The organism is Sulfurimonas sp., assembly GCF_016744025.1.
Classification (GTDB): Bacteria; Campylobacterota; Campylobacteria; order Campylobacterales; family Sulfurimonadaceae; genus Sulfurimonas.
This window is the reverse complement of sequence record NZ_JADGFC010000006.1, coordinates 1-19,180: the sequence shown is the minus strand read 5'-3', so window position 1 is coordinate 19,180 and position 19,180 is coordinate 1. Positions and strand designations below refer to the sequence as shown.

General features: G+C 32.0%; 16 protein-coding genes. 12 read left to right on the top strand and 4 right to left on the bottom strand.

Annotation, left to right across the window (positions count from 1 at the left end; all coding sequences use genetic code 11):
• Position 1: 1 nt before the first annotated feature.
• Complete coding sequence (locus QZZ48_RS02065; RefSeq protein ID WP_294961357.1) at positions 2-781, bottom strand: TOBE domain-containing protein; 780 nt, start codon at positions 779-781, stop codon at positions 2-4.
• Positions 782-912: 131 nt separating this feature from the next.
• On the opposite strand from QZZ48_RS02065, the gene QZZ48_RS02060 reads away from it, so the two are divergent.
• Genes QZZ48_RS02060 through QZZ48_RS02050 form a run of 3 tightly spaced genes read left to right on the top strand, consistent with a single transcriptional unit; the run spans position 913 to position 4,445 of the window.
• Positions 913-2,304, top strand: a complete 1,392-nt coding sequence (locus tag QZZ48_RS02060) for a response regulator (RefSeq protein WP_294961354.1) — start codon at positions 913-915, stop codon at positions 2,302-2,304.
• A 27-nt stretch (positions 2,305-2,331) separates the two neighbouring features.
• Positions 2,332-2,835, top strand: a complete 504-nt coding sequence (locus QZZ48_RS02055; RefSeq protein WP_294961351.1) for a gluconate 2-dehydrogenase subunit 3 family protein — start codon at positions 2,332-2,334, stop codon at positions 2,833-2,835.
• Positions 2,832-4,445: a GMC family oxidoreductase gene (locus tag QZZ48_RS02050; RefSeq protein ID WP_294961348.1), complete on the top strand. Its 1,614-nt coding sequence runs from the start codon at positions 2,832-2,834 to the stop codon at positions 4,443-4,445. Before QZZ48_RS02055 ends, QZZ48_RS02050 begins: the two co-directional genes overlap by 4 nt.
• 55 nt (positions 4,446-4,500) lie before the next feature.
• Here the strand turns inward: QZZ48_RS02050 and QZZ48_RS02045 are convergent, their stop codons facing one another.
• Positions 4,501-5,742: a HEPN/Toprim-associated domain-containing protein gene (locus QZZ48_RS02045; protein ID WP_294961345.1), complete on the bottom strand. Its 1,242-nt coding sequence runs from the start codon at positions 5,740-5,742 to the stop codon at positions 4,501-4,503.
• A 333-nt stretch (positions 5,743-6,075) separates the two neighbouring features.
• On the opposite strand from QZZ48_RS02045, the gene QZZ48_RS02040 reads away from it, so the two are divergent.
• The 4 genes from QZZ48_RS02040 to QZZ48_RS02025 all read left to right on the top strand — a co-directional run bounded on the left by QZZ48_RS02040 (position 6,076) and on the right by QZZ48_RS02025 (position 9,820).
• On the top strand, positions 6,076-6,354 hold the full coding sequence (locus tag QZZ48_RS02040; RefSeq protein ID WP_294961343.1) for a peptidylprolyl isomerase: 279 nt from the start codon (positions 6,076-6,078) through the stop codon (positions 6,352-6,354).
• Positions 6,355-6,361: 7 nt separating this feature from the next.
• On the top strand, positions 6,362-7,213 hold the full coding sequence (aguB, locus tag QZZ48_RS02035; protein ID WP_294961341.1) for an N-carbamoylputrescine amidase: 852 nt from the start codon (positions 6,362-6,364) through the stop codon (positions 7,211-7,213).
• 114 nt (positions 7,214-7,327) lie between these two features.
• On the top strand, positions 7,328-8,926 hold the full coding sequence (locus QZZ48_RS02030) for a methyl-accepting chemotaxis protein (protein ID WP_294961339.1): 1,599 nt from the start codon (positions 7,328-7,330) through the stop codon (positions 8,924-8,926).
• A 90-nt stretch (positions 8,927-9,016) separates the two neighbouring features.
• Positions 9,017-9,820 (top strand): J domain-containing protein, encoded by an 804-nt coding sequence (locus QZZ48_RS02025; RefSeq protein WP_294961335.1) that lies wholly within the window; start codon positions 9,017-9,019, stop codon positions 9,818-9,820.
• A gap of 5 nt (positions 9,821-9,825) precedes the next feature.
• Here the strand turns inward: QZZ48_RS02025 and QZZ48_RS02020 are convergent, their stop codons facing one another.
• On the bottom strand, positions 9,826-10,767 hold the full coding sequence (locus QZZ48_RS02020) for a DUF234 domain-containing protein (protein WP_294961329.1): 942 nt from the start codon (positions 10,765-10,767) through the stop codon (positions 9,826-9,828).
• 200 nt (positions 10,768-10,967) lie between these two features.
• The gene (locus QZZ48_RS02015; protein ID WP_294961327.1) at positions 10,968-12,170 is read right to left on the bottom strand and encodes an Opr family porin; all 1,203 of its coding nucleotides are present in this window, start codon (positions 12,168-12,170) and stop codon (positions 10,968-10,970) included.
• Positions 12,171-12,449: 279 nt separating this feature from the next.
• Here QZZ48_RS02015 and QZZ48_RS02010 point away from each other — a divergent pair, with 279 nt between their 5' ends.
• The 5 genes from QZZ48_RS02010 to QZZ48_RS01990 all read left to right on the top strand — a co-directional run.
• Positions 12,450-14,858, top strand: a complete 2,409-nt coding sequence (locus QZZ48_RS02010; protein ID WP_294961325.1) for a molybdopterin-dependent oxidoreductase — start codon at positions 12,450-12,452, stop codon at positions 14,856-14,858.
• Position 14,859: 1 nt separating this feature from the next.
• Positions 14,860-15,420 (top strand): hypothetical protein, encoded by a 561-nt coding sequence (locus QZZ48_RS02005; protein ID WP_294961322.1) that lies wholly within the window; start codon positions 14,860-14,862, stop codon positions 15,418-15,420.
• Between the two features lie 36 nt (positions 15,421-15,456).
• Positions 15,457-16,143 carry a response regulator transcription factor gene (locus tag QZZ48_RS02000; RefSeq protein WP_294961319.1) on the top strand — a complete coding sequence of 229 codons (687 nt, stop codon included), beginning with the start codon at positions 15,457-15,459 and terminating at the stop codon, positions 16,141-16,143.
• A complete protein-coding gene (locus tag QZZ48_RS01995; RefSeq protein WP_294961317.1) occupies positions 16,136-17,791 on the top strand; it encodes an ABC transporter substrate-binding protein in 1,656 nt (551 codons plus the stop codon). The genes QZZ48_RS02000 and QZZ48_RS01995 overlap by 8 nt, the downstream gene beginning before the upstream one ends.
• Positions 17,778-19,180: sensor histidine kinase (locus QZZ48_RS01990; RefSeq protein WP_294961314.1), on the top strand; the 1,403-nt coding region annotated here is incomplete at its 3' end. The genes QZZ48_RS01995 and QZZ48_RS01990, both read left to right, overlap by 14 nt.

Below are 19,180 nucleotides of genomic sequence, written 5' to 3'. Positions count from 1 at the left end.
CTTAGATACTTATGATAATGTCGGTAGCTTTAATGATGGAATATACTTCTTGTCCAATCTTGAGTTCAAGTGATTCAAGTGCATCATTGCTGATTGCTGATGTTAGAGTGTTTTTACCGATAGATAGTTTGACCTCGGTACTTACAGCATCTGTCTTAAGGGCTGAGATAGTGCTTTTTAAAATATTTCTCGCACTGATACCATGAGGCTCCTGAGTTGATAACATGATAGAGCTCTCTTGGACAAGGGCAAAGGCTTTATCGCCTTTTTTCAAATCCATATCTACAAAGGTAGCAGTCGGGATAATGGCAAATAGTGAGCTTGTATCTGAGATGCTAAGTTCTACTTTTGTGTTGTACTCAGCTGTATTAAACTCTTTTATATGTCCACTTATCATGTTTCTAGAACTACTTTTCATATGAAGTTTGCGTATAAGAGAGAGGTGGTTATCGTTGCTAAGTTCATCTTCATCGACTTTAAGAAGGAGAGCGTTATAAAACTCTTTAAACTTTTTAAATGTATTTATAAGCTCTTTACCAACCTCTGTTACCTGTGCGCCACCACCATTTTTACCACCTGTAACTTTTTGCACAAGAGGTTCATCTGAGAGGTTGTTCATAGCATCTACCATATCCCAAGCAGCCTTGTAACTCATCTTCATAGACTTAGAAGCTTTTGATATAGAACCATGTTCATCAATCCTTTCAAGAAGTTCAACTCGACCATTGCCAAGTAGATTTTTTCCCTTTTTTTTAAACCAGATACGACCTTCTATTTCCACACTAAACCTTTGTATATAAAAATATATAACGCTATGTTATCACTTTAAAATAAAGATGTCAATAATTAAAAACAGTTTAATAATATTAATGTATAATCTTAGTGCTTTAACAACGTAAAAAGGGTATGCAAATGTCTAAGTTACTAATTATAGAAGATTCAAAAATGCTTTGTGGGATTTTTAATGAACTACTAAAAAAATATACAAATTTTAATTTTGATATTGCGACTACATATGCACAAGCAAAAAAGTTTTTACAAACCACTCGTTATGAATTTGCAGTTGCTGATATGAATCTTCCAGATGCACATAATGGTGAGATTATTGCTCTATTAAATAAACATAATATTGCACCCATAGTCTTTACAGCTATATTTGACGAATCTTTTAGAGAGGGTTTTGAAACATCTAAAATAGTAGACTATGTACTAAAAGAGCGTTTTGAAAATATAATATATGTAGTGGAGAAGCTAAAACAGCTACAGGCAAATAAAGACAAAATGGTACTAGTTGTAGATGATTCTGCTCTATATTCAAGCTTTTTAAAACAAAACTTTATGCTTCATTATTTTAAAGTTATAAGTGCGAGTAATGGAAAAGAGGGATTGGAGAAGTTAGAATTACATCCAGAGATAGAGTTAATTATTACTGATTATCATATGCCTGTTATGGATGGTTTAGAATTTGTTAGAGAAGTTAGAAAAAAGAAGAGTAGAAAAGAGTTAAGCATCGTGGTCTTAACTTCAGATACTAACTCATACACTACTAGCCGCTTTTTAAAAGATGGAGCAAATGACTACATCACAAAACCTTTTTCTCGTGATGAGTTCTACGCTAGGATTTATCAAAATGTAGAAACCGTTGAGCTTTTTGAGTCAATGCGTACATCGTTTAATGAAGATGTTATAGAACTACTCTCAGAAGTAACAGAGTTTAAAAGCTCAGAGACATCATCACATGTTAAGCGTATAAGTGAGTACACATATCTTCTCTCAAAACTATTGGGCATGTTTGATGAAGAAGCAAAGATGTGTGGGAAAATGTCTATACTTCATGATATAGGTAAGGTTACAATTGCAGATGCTATTTTATGTAAACCTGCAAAGCTAACTGATGCTGAGTATGAGGTTATGAAAGCGCATACGATAAATGGTCATAAACTACTAGAAAGTGCTTTTCATGGTGATCCTAAAGTCGGAAAAATTGCACGTGAGATATCACTCTATCATCATGAAAAATGGGATGGTACAGGTTATCCTAAGGGATTAGCAGGAGAAGATATTCCTATCCATGCGAGAATAGTAGGTTTGGTTGATGTTTTTGATGCTTTAATTAACAAGAGAATCTATAAAGACTCTTGGACATATGATGATACTCTTGCCTATATAGCAGATAATGCAGGAAAACATTTTGATCCAAAGATTGTAAAATTATTTTTATCAAATATAAACTGCTTTATGAAAGTTGTACATAAGTATGATGATTCTGGGTCTGATTCTGGGTACTGTAAGATTAATAATTAGTAATGTTATCTTCAGTATAATAGGAACATGTTTTTAAAAACCAGACGTACTTTTTTACAAAAGACAGCCCTTAGCACTACTACCCTTGCTCTTGCCCAAACAGAACTCTTAGCATCTGCATCTACTCTTGATACGCTTGCTCTTGCGCAAAAAGACTTATATGGAGATTTATCTAGTGCTCCTAGTTTTACACAGATAAACTCAAGAGCTTATTTGAGTCTTATTTTGACTCACTCTCGCATAGATGATGATTCAAAACAGTATATAAAAAATGGGGCAGGTTGGTTAGAAGAAGAAGCACAGAAGCTTTACAAAAAACCATACATTGAACTTGATGAAGTACAACGTCAAAAAACTCTAGAGTCTATGGCAACTTATAACTGGGGTGAAAGATGGATATCTACGATGCTCAGATATATTTATGAAGCAGTTCTGGGTGATACTATCTACGGTATAAACAAAGATGAAAGCGGATGGAACTGGCTAAATCATATTTCAGGTCTACCTCGCCCGAAGGAGCCTCTACTATGAAGTATGATGTTTGTATAGTAGGAAGTGGAGCAGGAGCTTCTCCTATAGCTTATGAGTTATCTAATGCAGGTTTTAATGTAGTCGTTCTTGAAAAAGGTAAGTACTACAAAGAAGAAGATTTTTCCAAAGATGAACTTGGAGTCTCACGTAGAGATAAGTTTACACCTTTACTCAAAGATGAACAGCATGTTATAAACTCTCGTGAAGAAGATGGAACGATAGAAAGATATGAAGGTGCCGAGAGTGGATGGAACTTTTGGAATGGTTCTATGGTCGGTGGTTCTTCAAACCTTATGAGTGGTTACTTTCACAAGTTACATAAAAATGACTTCATTCTTAAAAGTGCTTATGGAGAGATAGAAGGTGCAAATGTTGTTGACTGGCCTATCTCTTTAGATGACTTAGACCCATATTATGAAAAAGTAAAAAAGGTTGTTGGAGTTTCTGGTGATGGTATGGATTATGAAGCCTTAGCAGTTAACGGTGCTACAAAATGGTTTGATAAGTCGTGTAAGGAGTTAGGATATAAAAGTATAAATACTCCAAGAGCCATACTTTCTAAGCCTGCGTTAGGTAGGAACAGTTGTTCATATTCTAACTTTTGTGGTAGTTATGCCTGTGCTACAGGGGCAAAAGGGAGTGCAAGAGCTGCTCTGCTTCAAAAATGTGATGCAAAGATAATCAGCGAAGCATTTGTATACAAACTAGACAGTGATGATAAAAAAATAACTAAAGCACACTACTACGACAAAGATATGAAGACTCACTCTATAGATGCAAAGATATTTGTAGTTGCAGGTCAGGCTATAGAAAGCTCAAGACTTCTTCTCAACTCTAAAAATAAGCATTTCCCAAATGGTCTGGCAAATAACTCAGGACAAGTTGGGAAAAATCTCATCTTCTCAGGAGGCGGTGCTGGAACAGGTCGCATAAACAAAGAGAACTTAAGTGAGGCAGAATTTAAAGAGCTTATGACTCCAGGTCTATTTTTCAATCGCTCACTTCTAGACTGGTATGAGTATGAAAAAGAAGGGACAAAATATAAGGGTGGAGTTATAGACTTTCTCTTTGAGCATTCAAATATTATCTCTCGTACATCTAGAGAGTTTTATGATGAAAATGGCAACATAATGTGGGGAGCAAAACTTCAAAAGAAGATTCACAATACTCTGACCACTTCAAGAGTTTTAACATTTGAAGTGTTTAATGATTGGCTTCCAACAGACCATACTTTTGTAAGTATTGATGATAAGGTAAAAGATAAGTATGGAGTAGCAGTTGGTGCTTTAAATCTTTATGGACATAAAAGAGATGTTGAGGTGGGAGAACACCTTGCATCTAAGGCTGAACTAGTTTTAAAAAATATGGGAGCAACTGAAATAGTTACAAGTGTTTCAAGCTCACCTCCACCAAACTTAGTCGCAGGTGGCTGTCGTTTTGGTATAGATGCGAAGAGCTCAGTTTTAGATATAAACTGTAAAGCACATGAGCTAGATAATCTTTACGTTACAGATGCCAGCTTTATGCCAACAGGTGGAAGTGTTCCATACACATGGACAATATATGCAAACTCTTTTAGAGTTGCTGATTATTTAAAGGGTGTTTTGTAACGGTTGACTCTAGCTATGAATGACCGCTAGGGTATTTATTAGCTACGAGGTTTTGTTAGGTTTTAAAAGCTTGAAATATTTTATTTAATAGTAGTTTCATCTCACTCCAATCAAATTCTTCAATCATATTGCTATCTTTTTTGCAATTTTTTATCTTCTTATAATATTGTTTTTGTAGGTTATTTTTAGACATAATTTTACCATGAGCTATTTTATGATGATTTAATTCAATTGAAATAAACTTTCCTTCTTCCTGTAAAATATCTTTTCCTAGACACATTTCTATACTTCCTGCTATGCCATTTACATTCTCGAATTTATTATTAGATGTTGGATAACTTTCTAACAATGGTAAATCTGGGTAAGTATAAATAACAAAATTCTTAGGAATATTTATTTTTTTTAGGAGATTGATTTGTGTTAATCCTTCTCCATCATTATCAAATAAAGCTATAACTTTATTTTTATGATTGATAGCAATAAGACTTTTGATTTCTAAAGTTAATTGATTTGCACTACCTGACGCATTAGAAATTTTAAAATCTTTAAAATTGTAATAATTAAATAAATGAGGATGGAGTAATTGCATTGATTTAGAAATTATATTAATATCTGATGTGCCTTCAGTTAAGATTGTTATTTTTTCTTGACTTTCTATTAAGTTATTTATAATTTCATCTTCTGGTTTATAATAACCAGCATTTATAACTTCTGTTACATCTTGAATAACTAAAGAATCTTTATTGCAAGATCCAAGAAAGGCTCTATAGTAAAAACCAAATTCACTACAAGGATAATTTAAAAACCAACCATCATCTATTAAATATTTTGATATATTTGATAGATTGTAATCTTTATCTGTTTTGTAGTTTGGTACTTTTTTTGTTCTTATTTCAATAAAGGCTTTAATGAAGTCATTAAAATCTGAATTTTCTAATAATTTAATTTCATATTTATAATATTTATTCATAAATGCAGTGTCAGGATATTCTAAAAAAGAAGTTAATTCTTCAATTAATTTATTTTTAGATTTAGTAAAATCTTCTTGAGCTTTATTTAAAGAGTAACCCATGATTTCTAATCTTTCAATAGCTATACCTACTGTAGTTTGATATTCATATGCTATTTCTATATCTTCATCATTTGAATTACCCCAAACAATTATATTTCTATCCTTGATGTTTCTATTAAATATTTTTTTATCTGACTCACAAAAAATATAACTAATATCAGAAACATAACTTTTTGAAGAATAAACAGGATATTCATCTATTGTTAATGTTGTATACGATCCCATTATATTCCTTCTCTACTCTAACATGTATTCAACGAACATTATATGGATAATAACCTTAAATACTAAAATAACACATCAACAATGTGTTCTGTTAATTAGCGATAAATTTTAAATAAGTGATGAAAAGTACAATATTGTCAGATATAGCTTTATAAGCTTAAATAAATCATGTATGTTTAATACAAATAAAGACCTTATTTGAACAAAGGGTTAGTTGATTTGTAAAATATTGCTTAAGTTATTAAATAAATTATTGTAAAATACAAGGTGAAATACCCCACTTAGGCTTTAGCCACGGGAGTATCGGCATTTAGTGCCAGAAAAGGATTATAAATGGCTCATGCAACAGCAAGACATATTTTAGTAGATAGTGAAGATGCGTGTAATACGTTAAAAGCAGAAATCGAAAATGGAGCTTCATTTGAAAGCGTAGCTCAGGCTAACTCTCAGTGTCCATCAGGTGCTTCAGGTGGAGATTTAGGTAAATTTGGTCCTGGACAAATGGTTCCTGAATTTGATAAAGTTGTTTTTAGTGGTGATGTTGGTGTTCTTTACGGACCAGTTAAAACTCAGTTTGGCTACCACCTTCTAGAAGTTACATCTAGAGGATAATTTTACCATGGTAAAAGTTAGTGCTATTCAGATGCAGATGTGTGATGATGTAGATGCCAATGTCGCAAAGGCAGAAGCTCTTGTTCGTCTCTCTCATGCAAATGGTGCACAAATCATACTTTTACCAGAACTTTTTTCATATCTTTACTTTTGTAAAGATATGGATGAAAAGTACTTTTCATTAGCAACTCCCCTAAAAAATAACAAATTAATAAAACAGTTTTCTTTACTGGCAAAAGAGCTTAGTGTGGTTATATTAGTTAGTTATTTTGAAAAGAGTGAAGATGGCTATTTTAACTCTTTGGTTGTTATAGATGCAAGCGGAGAGGTGATGGACAATTACCGTAAAACTCACATACCAGATGGACCAGGATATGAAGAAAAGTTTTACTTTAAACCTGGAAATACTGGCTTTAAAGTTTACGAAACCGCTTACGCAAAAATAGGTGCTGGCATCTGTTGGGATCAGTGGTTTTGCGAAAGTGCAAGAGCTATGGCACTTATGGGTGCAGAGATTATTTTTTACCCTACTGCTATAGGAAGTGAGCCTGAGATTCTTCTTGATTCAAAAGAGCATTGGCAACGTGTTCAGATGGGACATGCTGCTACAAATACAGTTCCAGTAGTAGTAGCAAATAGAATTGGTGAAGAGACAGGAAAGAGTTGTTCTTTAACTTTTTATGGTTCTTCTTTTATCACTGATTACACAGGCGAAAAAATCGCAGAAGCGTCTAGAGATAAGCAAGAGATAATCTACGCTGAGTTTGATTTAGAAGAAAATGCTAAACAAAGAGAATATTGGGGACTTATAAGAGATAGAAAGCCAAATCAGTACAAAATTTTATGTCAAAAAGGATAATTTTAATAGTTTTTAATTAAAGTATGTCTTTGTATTGTGACATAATTAGAGCCTTAATTGTTTTTTAATCCTTATCTGATATGATATAAGTATATCAAATAAAAGGTGGACGTTATGACAATTGTAAAAAAGGTCACATTTAGTTATATCCTTATAGTTGTTGCTTTTATAGGTGTTGGAATATTTTCAATAGATAAGTTTAACACTGAAGCAAAGCTTATTGAAAAGTTCTACAAACACCCATATACAGTAAGTACTTCCGTTTTAGAATTAAATTCTAATCTCTTACAAACACAAATTATTTTAAAAAATATAATCTTTGAAGAAGATGCCGCTCTAGAAGCAGATGAAGTATTGATTAAGAAAAACTATCAAAAAGGTTTTGAACTTTTTAAAATAATAGATGAAAGATTTTTGGGAGATAAAACAGAAATAAATAATTCTTTAGAAATATACAAAAAGTTAAAAGTGCTTATTGATAGTGTAATTAAGTCTACTAAAGATTATGATACTGATGCAGCTACTGAGCTTTTAGAAGGTGAATTTGCACAAAAGACTAAAGAACTCAGCATCAAAGTAAAACGAATCGAAGAATTTGCTACAAATCAAGCAAAAGGCTTTAGAGAAAATGCAATGGAAGTAAAAAATGAAGGACAATTTGCGATTGTTTCTGTCGTTACAATTGCAACTATCCTTATTATTTTGACGGGTTTATTTTTAATTAAGTCAATTAAAACACCACTTCACAAAATGCTTAAAATAATAGGAGAGGACAAGTCAAATTTGACAAAAAGATTAGATGATTATTCAAATGATGAGTTAAGTCAAATTGCAAAAGCTGTAAATGAACTACTCAGTAATCTTCAAGAACTTATACGCAGTTCTACAAAAATCAGTAATGAAAATGCTTCGGTATCAAATGAACTTTCTCAAACAGCTGTTTCGGTTGGTAAACTAGTAGATGAAGAAACACAAATTGTCTCTAAAACAACTTTAGAGGGAAAAAATTTACAAAATGATTTGATTGAATCTGTTAAAGATGCTGAAAACTCAAGTAAAGATATGCAAAGTGCAAATAATAATTTAGAAGATGTAAAAGTTGATATCATAAAACTTACTCAAATGCTTCAAGATAGTTCCACTAAAGAGGTTGAACTAGCTTCAAGATTAAGTGATGTTAGTCGTGATACAACACAGGTTAAAGATGTTTTACTGGTAATAGGAGATATTGCTGATCAAACAAATCTACTAGCATTAAATGCAGCTATTGAAGCAGCACGTGCAGGTGAGCATGGTCGAGGATTTGCGGTTGTTGCTGATGAAGTAAGAAAGCTTGCTGAACGTACTCAAAAAACACTCTCAGAAATCAATGCAACCATAAATGTAGTAGTTCAATCAATCATAGAAGTTGCTTCAGATATGGATCAAAATTCTAAAGAAATTCTGAATATATCTGAGACTTCTGAGGATGTTGAAAATAAAGTAAATGATACTGTCTCGATTATTGTAGAAAGCACAGTAGGTGCTCAAAAAACTGTTAATGATTATATTAGTACAGCAGAGAAAATTGACATCATTATCAAACAGATAGAAAATATAAACGAAATAGCTTCATCAAACGCCAGCAGTGTTCGAGAAGTTGCAAGTGCAAGTGAACATTTAAATAATATGACAGAAACTTTAACTGGGGAATTGAGTAAATTTAAAGTTTAATAACATAAAAATAAGTGCTCTGTATATAAAAGAGTACTTATGGAACTTTTTTTGCTTGATATATGAAAATATCTCAAAAAAGGTAGGTCTATGGAAATTGTACTTCGCAATAATCTTATTCTTATCACTACAGGGTTTGATACTTTAAATACTCCGTGGATGAAAGACTTTCTAAATCATCATGCACGCGGTATGCTTTTTTTACCAAAAGCAGTACTGGTATTTAGAAATGAAACCCTTACTGAAGTTAGAGAAGAATTTTTAAATGAACTTTCACAACACCATGCAAAAACGCATGACTTCGACCATAAATTTTTTCTTCGTTCGATGCTAAAGTATGGTACTCAACCCATAAAGATAGAACTAGAAAAACTTGAAGATCCTCAAACTGTAAAAGTAAACCTTTATGCTTATGATAAAAATACAGTTCTTATCTCAGTTGATAGACCAAACTTATGGGTACTAAACTATTTACGTTCTCAGTTAGAAGTCTATGTTGAACGTGGTACAGATGTCTCTTTAGTCGTTGATGTAAGTGATTTTAAGGCAAAAGCTCGACTAGAGAGAGCTCTTAATAAACGTCATATACTACACTATCAGATTCAGTACAGTTATGACAATCGTTTTATGAGTAAACTTTATAGTGATTATGCAAGCTTTAGTTTTGGTGATCTGTGTAAAAATCAGACAAATGATGAAAATATGCGTCTCTATACAGTACTTGAATGTCCAGTTGGGGCGAGTCAAGATGCACTTAAGAAGAGCTATAAAAAACTAGCTAAAGTTTATCATCCTGATAAGATAATTCATGAAAATCCAAATATGATAAAACACTACACGCAGAAGTTTCAACTTCTACAAGAAGCATATACAGCACTTCGGATAGTTAGTTAGAGAGTTTAACTAAACAAATTATCTATAAGTTCTGTATTTGAAGCATTTTTTACAAGTGCTTCAAAATGTTTACAACTATAAAGTGCTAAATCTTTTCCCTGAGATAGTTTTAACTCTTTTGAGAAACCTCTCTTAGAAAAAAGTATTGTTTGAGAAGGTTCAATCTCTAATCTTTCACACTTTTCTTGAAGTTTATGTAACTCTTTTTTATTTACACGATGATTAGTCCACTTACACTCTCCAACATAAACTTTATCATCATCAGTAATAGTTAGTATATCTATCTCTATTTTAGCATCCCAGTAACTGCCTGAACTTAGTATCTGTGCATCTCGAAGATTATAGTTAAGTAGTACTTCGGAAAGCTCTTCAAAAACTAAACTTGTATAACTGTTTTGTTTAGTCTCAAAACTCTTAAATAATTTTTCATAATCTCCATTCTTAATTTCTTGTATATGTGGGTTAATAAAGTAAAACCAGAATCTGATAAATGGGTAAGTAAAGAGAACTTTATGAGATATTCTATGTCTTGCTATCTCTTTTTTTAGTTTGCCTTTTGGGTTTAAGCTTTTTGCAGACTCTTCTCTTGAATATTCTATCTGTAATAGACCTTTTTCTTGAAGATAATTAAGTGCGCCTCCACCATTTCCATTGTTTAGTCCAGCTCTATTAAAAGCAGAAAAGATTCTTCTATCTCCAACAGCAAGTGCAGTTAAAAGTCTTTTATTATTTGGTTCGTTTAATGTTAGTTGCTCTATTTTTTCATTGAGATAGTTAAAGTTTTGGAGGATATGTTCTTCTATAAGAAAGGCTATTGGTTTTGTTGTATCTATTTCTAAACCAAGACCACCAAAGATGGCAAAGTACTCGATTTGAATTTCCATATCATCTGGATAATTTCTAAAATAAAATGAACGAAATTGTTCTAGTAGTTTTGTATTTGTCATTAAGTATATTTTAGCATAAAAATATTACCTTAAGCTAGACTATATAGAGATACGGTTTAAGCAAAAAAATTATCAATTTCAGGAGAAAGAATGAGTGTAAAAAATTGTTTTGTTTGCTCTGTCTCTTAAACCGTATCTATATATAGTCTGTATGGAGCAGAGATGCAAGGGCATCTCTGTTTAGTATTAAAGTCTTGTGATTAAAACTTGTAAGTTAGTGTTGAACTTAATTGAGTCATGTCACTATTAGGAGCATCATCATCTACTGATAAAAGAGTTACGATTGCACTTAGGTTTAACTGTTTAGTTAAGTCATAACCAGCCCATAAACAAAATTCATTTTCTTTTAATGTATCTGAACCTTTAGAAGCACTATATTCTGACATACCGTAAATACCACTTAAGCTTACTCCAGCTAGAGTTGTTGAAAGTGTTGCATATGTAGTAGCAGCGTCAACATAAAATAGGGCATCACCTTCTTCGAATGGATCGATAGTCTCACCAGCTGCATTAGCAGAAGCCCAACCAGCATCTTTACCTGTTTTGATATATCCTAATGCTGCTGTTACTCCTGAGTATCCTACGTAAGCTTTTGCGTAGTACATAGAACCATCGTCTTTAGCTGAACCATCTGTATTCTTAGCAATTTCGTCTGTCTGCATATAGTGAGCAAAACCACCGAAGCTAACATCATTTGCTTTTGAATCTAACATAACTTTACCACCATATACTGAGTGGCTAGTTGGAGCATGTAGAGCATAAGCTGTTGCTTTTAGAGAATCCATTATTTTATAAGTTACATCAAGCTTATAAATACCATCATTTCCGTTGATATCATTGTTTAAAGCACGTAAATCTCTTGCTAATACTCTCATATCTTTAGTATTTGTCCAAATAAGCCCAACTGCAAGTTTTTCCATTGGATTTACTGTGATATTAACAGCATCGTGAGTTTTATTTATCCAATCACCAGATATTTTTTGACGACCAAATTTCGCATCAATAATCTTTGTATTATATGCAAGGTAAGCATTGCTTATTTGTGCAGTATCTCCACCATCAATATTATAAAATCTTGAACTTGCATCACCAGTACCGTTAGCAGGTGCACTGTTAGCATCATCTTCCCAAAGTACTTTATATCCTCTCATACCATAAGTAAGTGAGAAGTCATAAAATTTAGCAGTCTTGTAAATTAACTCAGCAGAAGCAACTGAATATGCTTCATCAGTATAATATGCACCTTTATCGTCGTCTTTTTGATCTCTTGTCTCATATGTGACAGTTGCATCTCCAGTAAGGGTACCTTTTGTAAATGCCTCATCAAACTCATTTGCATTTACCCCAGAAAACATTCCCATAATAGCTATAGTAGCTACTAAACTTAGTTTTGTACTTTTCATAATCTCATCCTCTTTTAAAATTGAACTTTAAACTAACAAAAGCTTATTAGTCTTTGTTTCATGCTCAAAGATTATAAAAAATAAGTAGCAAATAAGTCGAAAGATTAAAATATATAGACAATTTGTTTACATTTGCTTAGATGATTAATCTCATATATATAGTATGTAAAAATGCTTCTATTGATTAATTTATGCAGAAGTACAAGAAGATTAGTTATTCGACTTATTTGCTACTTATTCTTGTTAGTATTTTTAAAATTAATAGCAAGGAATGATAATATGGATACTTCAAGAAGAGGTTTTTTAAAAACAAGTGCTGTAGGTGCAGCGGCTGTTATAGGTAGTGGAACGATGAGTGGTGCTATGGCAAAAGAGTTTGCAGTTAGAACAGTGAAGATTCCACATGCTTCACATTTTGGTCCATTTTTCGCACATGTTAGAGAAGGAAAAATTGTAGATATTACTCCTCAATTGGATTCAGATGCTAACCCAACTGCTATGATGAAAGGTATCACTGATAGAGTTATGACTGACTCTAGAGTTAAGTATCCTTGTGTTAGAAAAAGTTATTTAGAGGGTAAAGATAGAGGCGACTTAAGAGGTAAAGAAGAATTTGTTAGAGTTTCTTGGGATACTGCCTTAGATTTAGCAACTAAAGCTATTAAAAAAGCACAAAAGAAAAATGGAAACAAGGCTATTTATAACTCTTGTTATTCTGGTTGGGCTCATCCTGGTGCATTTAAACCAAATGCAATGGCTGGTAGATTCTTAAATCAAATTGGTGGTGCTGTTGGTACTTCTGGTGAGTACTCAAATGGTGCTGCTGGTCCAACTAATCCTGTAATTGTAGGAGATATGGAAGTTTATTCTATTCAAACTGCACATGAACAAATCATAGCAAATACTAAGGTGATGATTTTATGGGGAACTGACCTTTATAAAACAAATAGAATTGGTTGGGCTGTTCCAAATCATAGAAATATAGATGCATATGAAGAGTATAAAAAAGCAGGAATCAAATTTATTTCTATTGATCCTATTTATACAAAATCTGCACAAGAATTCGGAGCTGATTGGATTAAAATTAGACCAAATACAGATGTTGCTTTAATGATGGGTATGATGAACTATCTATATACATCTAAAAAATATGATTCTGCATTTATTAAAAAATATACGCATGGTTTTGACAAATTTTTACCATACCTATTAGGTAAAGAAGATGGCGTAGCAAAAACTCCTGAGTGGGCTGCAAAATTAACAGAAATCTCTGCTAGTACTATTAGAGAATTAGCTGATACTATGGTTTCAAACAGAACATTCATCGCTGGTAACTGGGCTATGCAAAGAGCACATCACGGTGAGCAAGTAGACTGGTCTATTATTACACTAGCATCTATGATAGGACAAATTGGTCTTCCTGGTGGAGGTTTCGGTTTTTCTATGCATTATGCAGGTGGTGGAGACGCAGCATCTGGTAAAACTACTGTTGGTGGTATGAGTCAAGGTGGTGGTAATAAAGTAAATATCAATATCCCAGCATCTAGAATGAGTGATTTAATTTTAAATCCTGGTAAAACAGTTACATTTAAAGGTGGTAAGGTTACTTATCCTAAGGTTGAAGTTATGCTAAGTGCTGGTGCTTCACCTGTTAGTCATCAACCAGATATTAATGAGTTAGTTGGCGCAATGAGAACACTTGATACAGTTATTACAGTTGATCCTTGGTGGACTCCAACTGCAAAAATGTCTGATATTATCTTACCAGCTACAACAACTATGGAAAGAGATGATATTACATCTGGTATGTCTTACTCAAATGATAGAGTGTTTGCAATGAAAAAAGTTATAGATGCAAGATATGAATCAAAAGATGATTATTGGATTTTTGCACAACTATCAAAAAGATTTGGTAAAGAGAAAAACTTTACTAAGGGCAGAACTACATTACAGTGGATAGAAAAACTATATGCTAGAAGTTATGCGAAGAAAACAATGAAGATTTCTTTTAAAGAGTTTTGGGCTAAAGGTGTTGTTAAATATGATGTGCCTGATAGTGCTAGAAAGTATGTAAGACACTCAGCATTTAGAAATGACCCAGTTAAAAATCCTTTAAAAACAGAAACTGGAAAGATTCAAATCTTCTCTGATAAGTTTGCTAGTTTTGGATATGACGACTTTAAAGGTCACCCAATGTGGATGGAACCAGCAGAGTGGTTAGGAAATGAAGAGTTAACTAAAAAGTATCCATTACACTTAGTTTCTCCGCATCCAACATACAGAGTTCACTCTCAGTTAGATAATACTTGGGTACAAAACCTACATAAGGTTCAAGGTAGAGAACCAATTAGAATCTCTCCAAATGATGCTAAGAAATTTGGTGTAAAAGATGGCGAGATAGTAGAAGTTTATAATGATAGAGGAGCTGTTTTAGCAGGTGTTGTTGTAACTAAAACAATTAGAGATGGTGTTGTTGCTATAGAAGAGGGTGCTTGGTATTCTCCTGAAGACGCTACAGAAAATAAAACTAGATGTAATAGTGGTCAAGCGAATTTACTTACTTCATCACGTCCTACATCTCAAATGGCACAAGCAACAACTGCAAACACAGTTTTAGTTTCTATAAGAAAAGCAGGTGTAGTTAAACCAAACTTGGCATACAGCGCACCAAAAATATTAGGAGCTTAAGATGAGTAAGTGGCTAAAAACTTCAGTCTTCTCACTGCTTTTACTTGGACTTTTTGTCCAAGTAAGTGCTAGTGAAAAGTATGTACTGCTAAGTGATACATCTCTAAAATCAAAGGATGGCAAAGTTGCTAAACTTTTTTTAGGTGTACCGGTTAAGGTTCTCAAAGAAAAAGGTGAAAATACACAAGTTGTGCTAAAAGGTTTTCTTTTTGGCTCAAAACTATATTCTACTAAAAATAAAGAACTTTTGATTGCTACTTTAGATGAAGGCTTTAAGGTAAGTACAAAAAGTGACAATGAAATAGAATTAAGTGGTTCAATGCAAACAGATTCTTTAACTGCAACAAGTAGTGAGGTATGGGAAGAACAAGAAGAATTTTACTTCGATATGTGTTCTGTATGTCATGCCGCTCCACAAGTTCCACATCACAGTATGTTAGAGTGGGAAGCATTATTTGAGCCTATGAAGGGTTTTGCTAAAATAGATGCAGAAGAATCAGAATATTTACTTAGATATATTAAGTCAAATGCTTTAAATGGTTTAGTTAAAGCCAAACATTAAAGACAAAATAGTACAATTAATATATAGGAGTATCTTATGCAAAATGAATTTATTATAAGACTTCAAAATTTGAGTATTCTTTATGCTGAAGATGAAATAGGTATAAGAAAAAATATTGCAGACTCTTTGGGTTACTATGCCAAAGAGGTTTATCAAGCTTCAAATGGGCAAGAAGCTTTTGAGATATATAAAGATAAAAAACCAGATATCATTTTAAGTGATATACATATGCCTATTCTAAATGGGATAGAGTTTATTAAAAAAGTAAGAGCAGAAAATAAAAAAGTTCCTGTTGTTATGATAACTGCTCATACAGATAAAGAGTACCTTCTAGATGCAGTCGAGTTGCATATGGAAAAGTACATAGTAAAACCTCTTATTTTAGAAGATCTTTTAAACACCTTGGAAAAATGCGTCGCTTTAATAGATGTTAATATGATAGAAGTTTTAAAAGTTGATAAAGATTATATTTACGACTATGATAAAAAAGAATTACTTTATAAAGAAAATCATATTATTCTAAACAAAAAAGAGATGTGTTTTTTTGAAGTATTGATTTCAAATCAAAATAGAATAGTTACCTATGAAGAGTTACAAGAGTATGTCTGGGGAGATGATGTGATGACAGACAGTGCATTGCGTTCCTTAGTGAGAAACCTTAGAAAGAAAATACCTACTGATATAATTTTTAATCTTTCTGGAGTAGGATATCGACTTGTTTAAATATTTTTTATTTTTTATTTTATTACTTGATAACTTGAACGCCGTAGTAATAAAGCCCTTAAAGTTTATCGATGATTCTTCTTCCCAAAGAGTTGTCGAAAAACTTCATCCAAAATCTCATATAAATATATTTCTTCCAAGTATTCCCTATTCATATATTGCAAAAAATACAAATGCTGGACTTATACGTTCATCCGATAATAATAAAGGTTGGGTTTATGATCTTGCCAAAACTCATACAAGAGTTGATGATTATACTTATGAGTTTGAGCTTAGAGAAGGTTTGAAGTTTCAAGATGGAACTGACTTTGATACAGATTCTGTAGTAGAAAATTTAGACTATTTTAAAAAATCTCCTATACTTTATACAAATATAGATAATATTGATTTTGATGTTATTAAGCTAGACAAACATAGATTTAAAATACTCCTAAAGCAAAAGTATGAGATGTTTTTTTCAGACTTAGCAAGGATATACTTTTACTCTAAAAAATATTTAGATACATATGGTTTCAAAGGAGCAGAAACAGGTTCTGCCATACAAGCTCCAGGACCTTTTGGCATGGGACCTTATATCCTTGCTCAAGGTTTTGCTTTGGGTGAAAAACAAACCTCTAAACTTGAACTTGAGGCTAATCCTTACTACTGGAATGCAGATTTTCCAAAAATAAAAAGAGTTACAGTATATACACAGCTAAATACAAATGAAGCAATCAAAATGATTACCCAAGAAGAAGGTAAACTAGATATTGTACCGATACCATTTAACAAAAAAATTGAAGTTTTAAGATCAAAATATGCAAAGCTTATTATTAGTGAATCTACTAATAATTTTATAGTTTTTTTCAATCTTATTAATGGAAATAAAAAATTAAGAAATACAGAATTAAGAGTTGCCCTAAACCAAGCAATTAATCAAGAAAATCTACTGAATTTTGTTTATAAAAATGAAGGATTTTTTTCTCCTTTTGCTACATCGGTTAACTATAAGATAGTTAAAAAAGTATTAGAGAACTGTGAAGTAAATGATAGTAAATTTTCAAAAGATAAAATGATTGAACTGCTTAGTGGACTTCAATTAAATGTTTTCACTCAAGATCGTTTTATGTTTTTATGGAAGGGAATAGAATACCAGCTAAGAGAGTATGGAGTTACACTAAACTACACTATAACCAATAGTGAAAAAGACATATATGCTCAACTTTTAACGACTAATAAATCTAAAAATACCAAGGAATGGGATCTTCTTATATGGGGTGATGATGATTGGTACTATGCAAATCCATGGACAGTATTTTTTATTTATGAAAATGATAGTGCTTGGTCAACTATAGGTAAAGATGATTTAATGTCTAAATATATCAATACCTTTTTTGAAACTAAGATAGGTACAAAAAAATATGAAAAGATAGTTTCTAAAATCCTTTACAGAGCAAGAGATAAGGCATACACACTGAGAGTTCCTTCACCAAACAAAGTTATAGCAGTAAATAAAGAAGTCGTATTTAAACCATATAAGGGTGCAATTATTCCTCTTTGGAATATTCAAATTACAAAAGATCATTGGTCAATACGAGGTGAAAAACCTTATCCAAAGGACTTACATGCACCTATTAAAGCACAAAGAATAGAAAATGAAAATAATTAATAGATTAAATATAAAATTCAAACTAAGAATTCTTTTTTTTATATTACTGACATCAATCATTGTTGTAAGTTACAAATCAATAGATATCAGTCAACAAAATAAAGATACATTAGAAGTAGTACATAGCAAATCTCAAACTGCGTTAAATATGCAAGAAAAGATAATAACTCCTCTGTATCATATAAGGGAATTGAGTCAGTCACTTGTAATGGCTCCAAATAAAAAGATTAGAAACTCGATCGAAATAGATTTGGGATTAGTTGTAGATGAGTTAAATGCAAAACTGCATGATTTTGTTGATAATGATGAAGAAATTTTAAATATGTGGATTAGCTATAAATCTTTAATAGGTATAACGATGCAGTATCTAAACTCAGAATTTGAAGAGGGTGCATATATCAATGTAACGACAGTAAGTAGGGAACAGTTTAATTTACTTATGAAAGAGTTGTTGTCTATACAAAGTGATTCCCTACATAAATCTACAGAAGCATATGATAATGCTGTTGAAGAGGCAAGAGATATTAAAATCGAGGTATTCTCCTCACTCTTTTTAATTTTGCTATTCTCAATAATAACAGGTTCCCTTGTAACTAATAATATTATTTGCTCTATTCATACTGTTCAAAATGGACTAAAAGAATTTTTTGAATATCTTAATAACAAAAGAGAAAAAGCAAGCAAGATTAAGCTTGTATCAAATGATGAATTTAGTGAAATGGCAAAGATAATCAATAACAATGTACAAACTATACAAAATAATATTGAAAAAGATGAAGCTTTAATAAAAAATGCTACAAGAGTTCTTGAAAACATTAAAAGTGGAAATATGGGAAATAGGCTGAGTAAAGAAACGGATAGCCCTACCTTAAATGAGTTAAAGGTTATGATCAATAATATGATAGATAACCTTGAAGATAAAATTCAAGAAGAGATAAATAAAAGACTAGACCAAGAACAGATGCTAATACAGCAGTCTAAGCTTGCATCTATGGGTGAAATGATAGGTAATATTGCTCATCAGTGGAGACAACCTTTAGCTCAGGTATCAGCTATTTTTATGAACATGAAAGTGACATATGATTTTGATAATTTTTCTAAAAAATATTTAAATGAAAAAGTAGAAGAAGCCAATAAACTTACTCAATATATGTCCAACACAATTAATGACTTTCAAAATTTCTTTAAACCACATGGTGAAAAAGAACTGTTTTCAACAGAAACAGCATGTAAAGAGGCTCTTTTTATCATAGAATCATCTCTTAAGTATCATGAAATAAAAGTAGACTTTATGATTATAAAAGATTCAAAAATATTAGGGCATAAAAATGAGTACTCACAAGTAATCTTAAATATTTTAAATAATGCAAAAAATGTTTTATTGGAAAG

Excerpts from the sequence above, each read along its gene's own strand:
- QZZ48_RS02060 (WP_294961354.1), top strand. The coding sequence starts at position 913 with ATGTCTAAGTTACTAATTATAGAAGATTCAAAAATGCTTTGTGGGATT.
- QZZ48_RS02055 (WP_294961351.1), top strand. The coding sequence starts at position 2,332 with ATGTTTTTAAAAACCAGACGTACTTTTTTACAAAAGACAGCCCTTAGC.
- QZZ48_RS02050 (WP_294961348.1), top strand. The coding sequence starts at position 2,832 with ATGAAGTATGATGTTTGTATAGTAGGAAGTGGAGCAGGAGCTTCTCCT.
- QZZ48_RS02045 (WP_294961345.1), bottom strand. The coding sequence starts at position 5,742 with ATGGGATCGTATACAACATTAACAATAGATGAATATCCTGTTTATTCT.
- QZZ48_RS02040 (WP_294961343.1), top strand. The coding sequence starts at position 6,076 with ATGGCTCATGCAACAGCAAGACATATTTTAGTAGATAGTGAAGATGCG.
- aguB (WP_294961341.1), top strand. The coding sequence starts at position 6,362 with ATGGTAAAAGTTAGTGCTATTCAGATGCAGATGTGTGATGATGTAGAT.
- QZZ48_RS02030 (WP_294961339.1), top strand. The coding sequence starts at position 7,328 with ATGACAATTGTAAAAAAGGTCACATTTAGTTATATCCTTATAGTTGTT.
- QZZ48_RS02025 (WP_294961335.1), top strand. The coding sequence starts at position 9,017 with ATGGAAATTGTACTTCGCAATAATCTTATTCTTATCACTACAGGGTTT.
- QZZ48_RS02020 (WP_294961329.1), bottom strand. The coding sequence starts at position 10,767 with ATGACAAATACAAAACTACTAGAACAATTTCGTTCATTTTATTTTAGA.
- QZZ48_RS02015 (WP_294961327.1), bottom strand. The coding sequence starts at position 12,170 with ATGAAAAGTACAAAACTAAGTTTAGTAGCTACTATAGCTATTATGGGA.
- QZZ48_RS02010 (WP_294961325.1), top strand. The coding sequence starts at position 12,450 with ATGGATACTTCAAGAAGAGGTTTTTTAAAAACAAGTGCTGTAGGTGCA.
- QZZ48_RS02005 (WP_294961322.1), top strand. The coding sequence starts at position 14,860 with ATGAGTAAGTGGCTAAAAACTTCAGTCTTCTCACTGCTTTTACTTGGA.
- QZZ48_RS02000 (WP_294961319.1), top strand. The coding sequence starts at position 15,457 with ATGCAAAATGAATTTATTATAAGACTTCAAAATTTGAGTATTCTTTAT.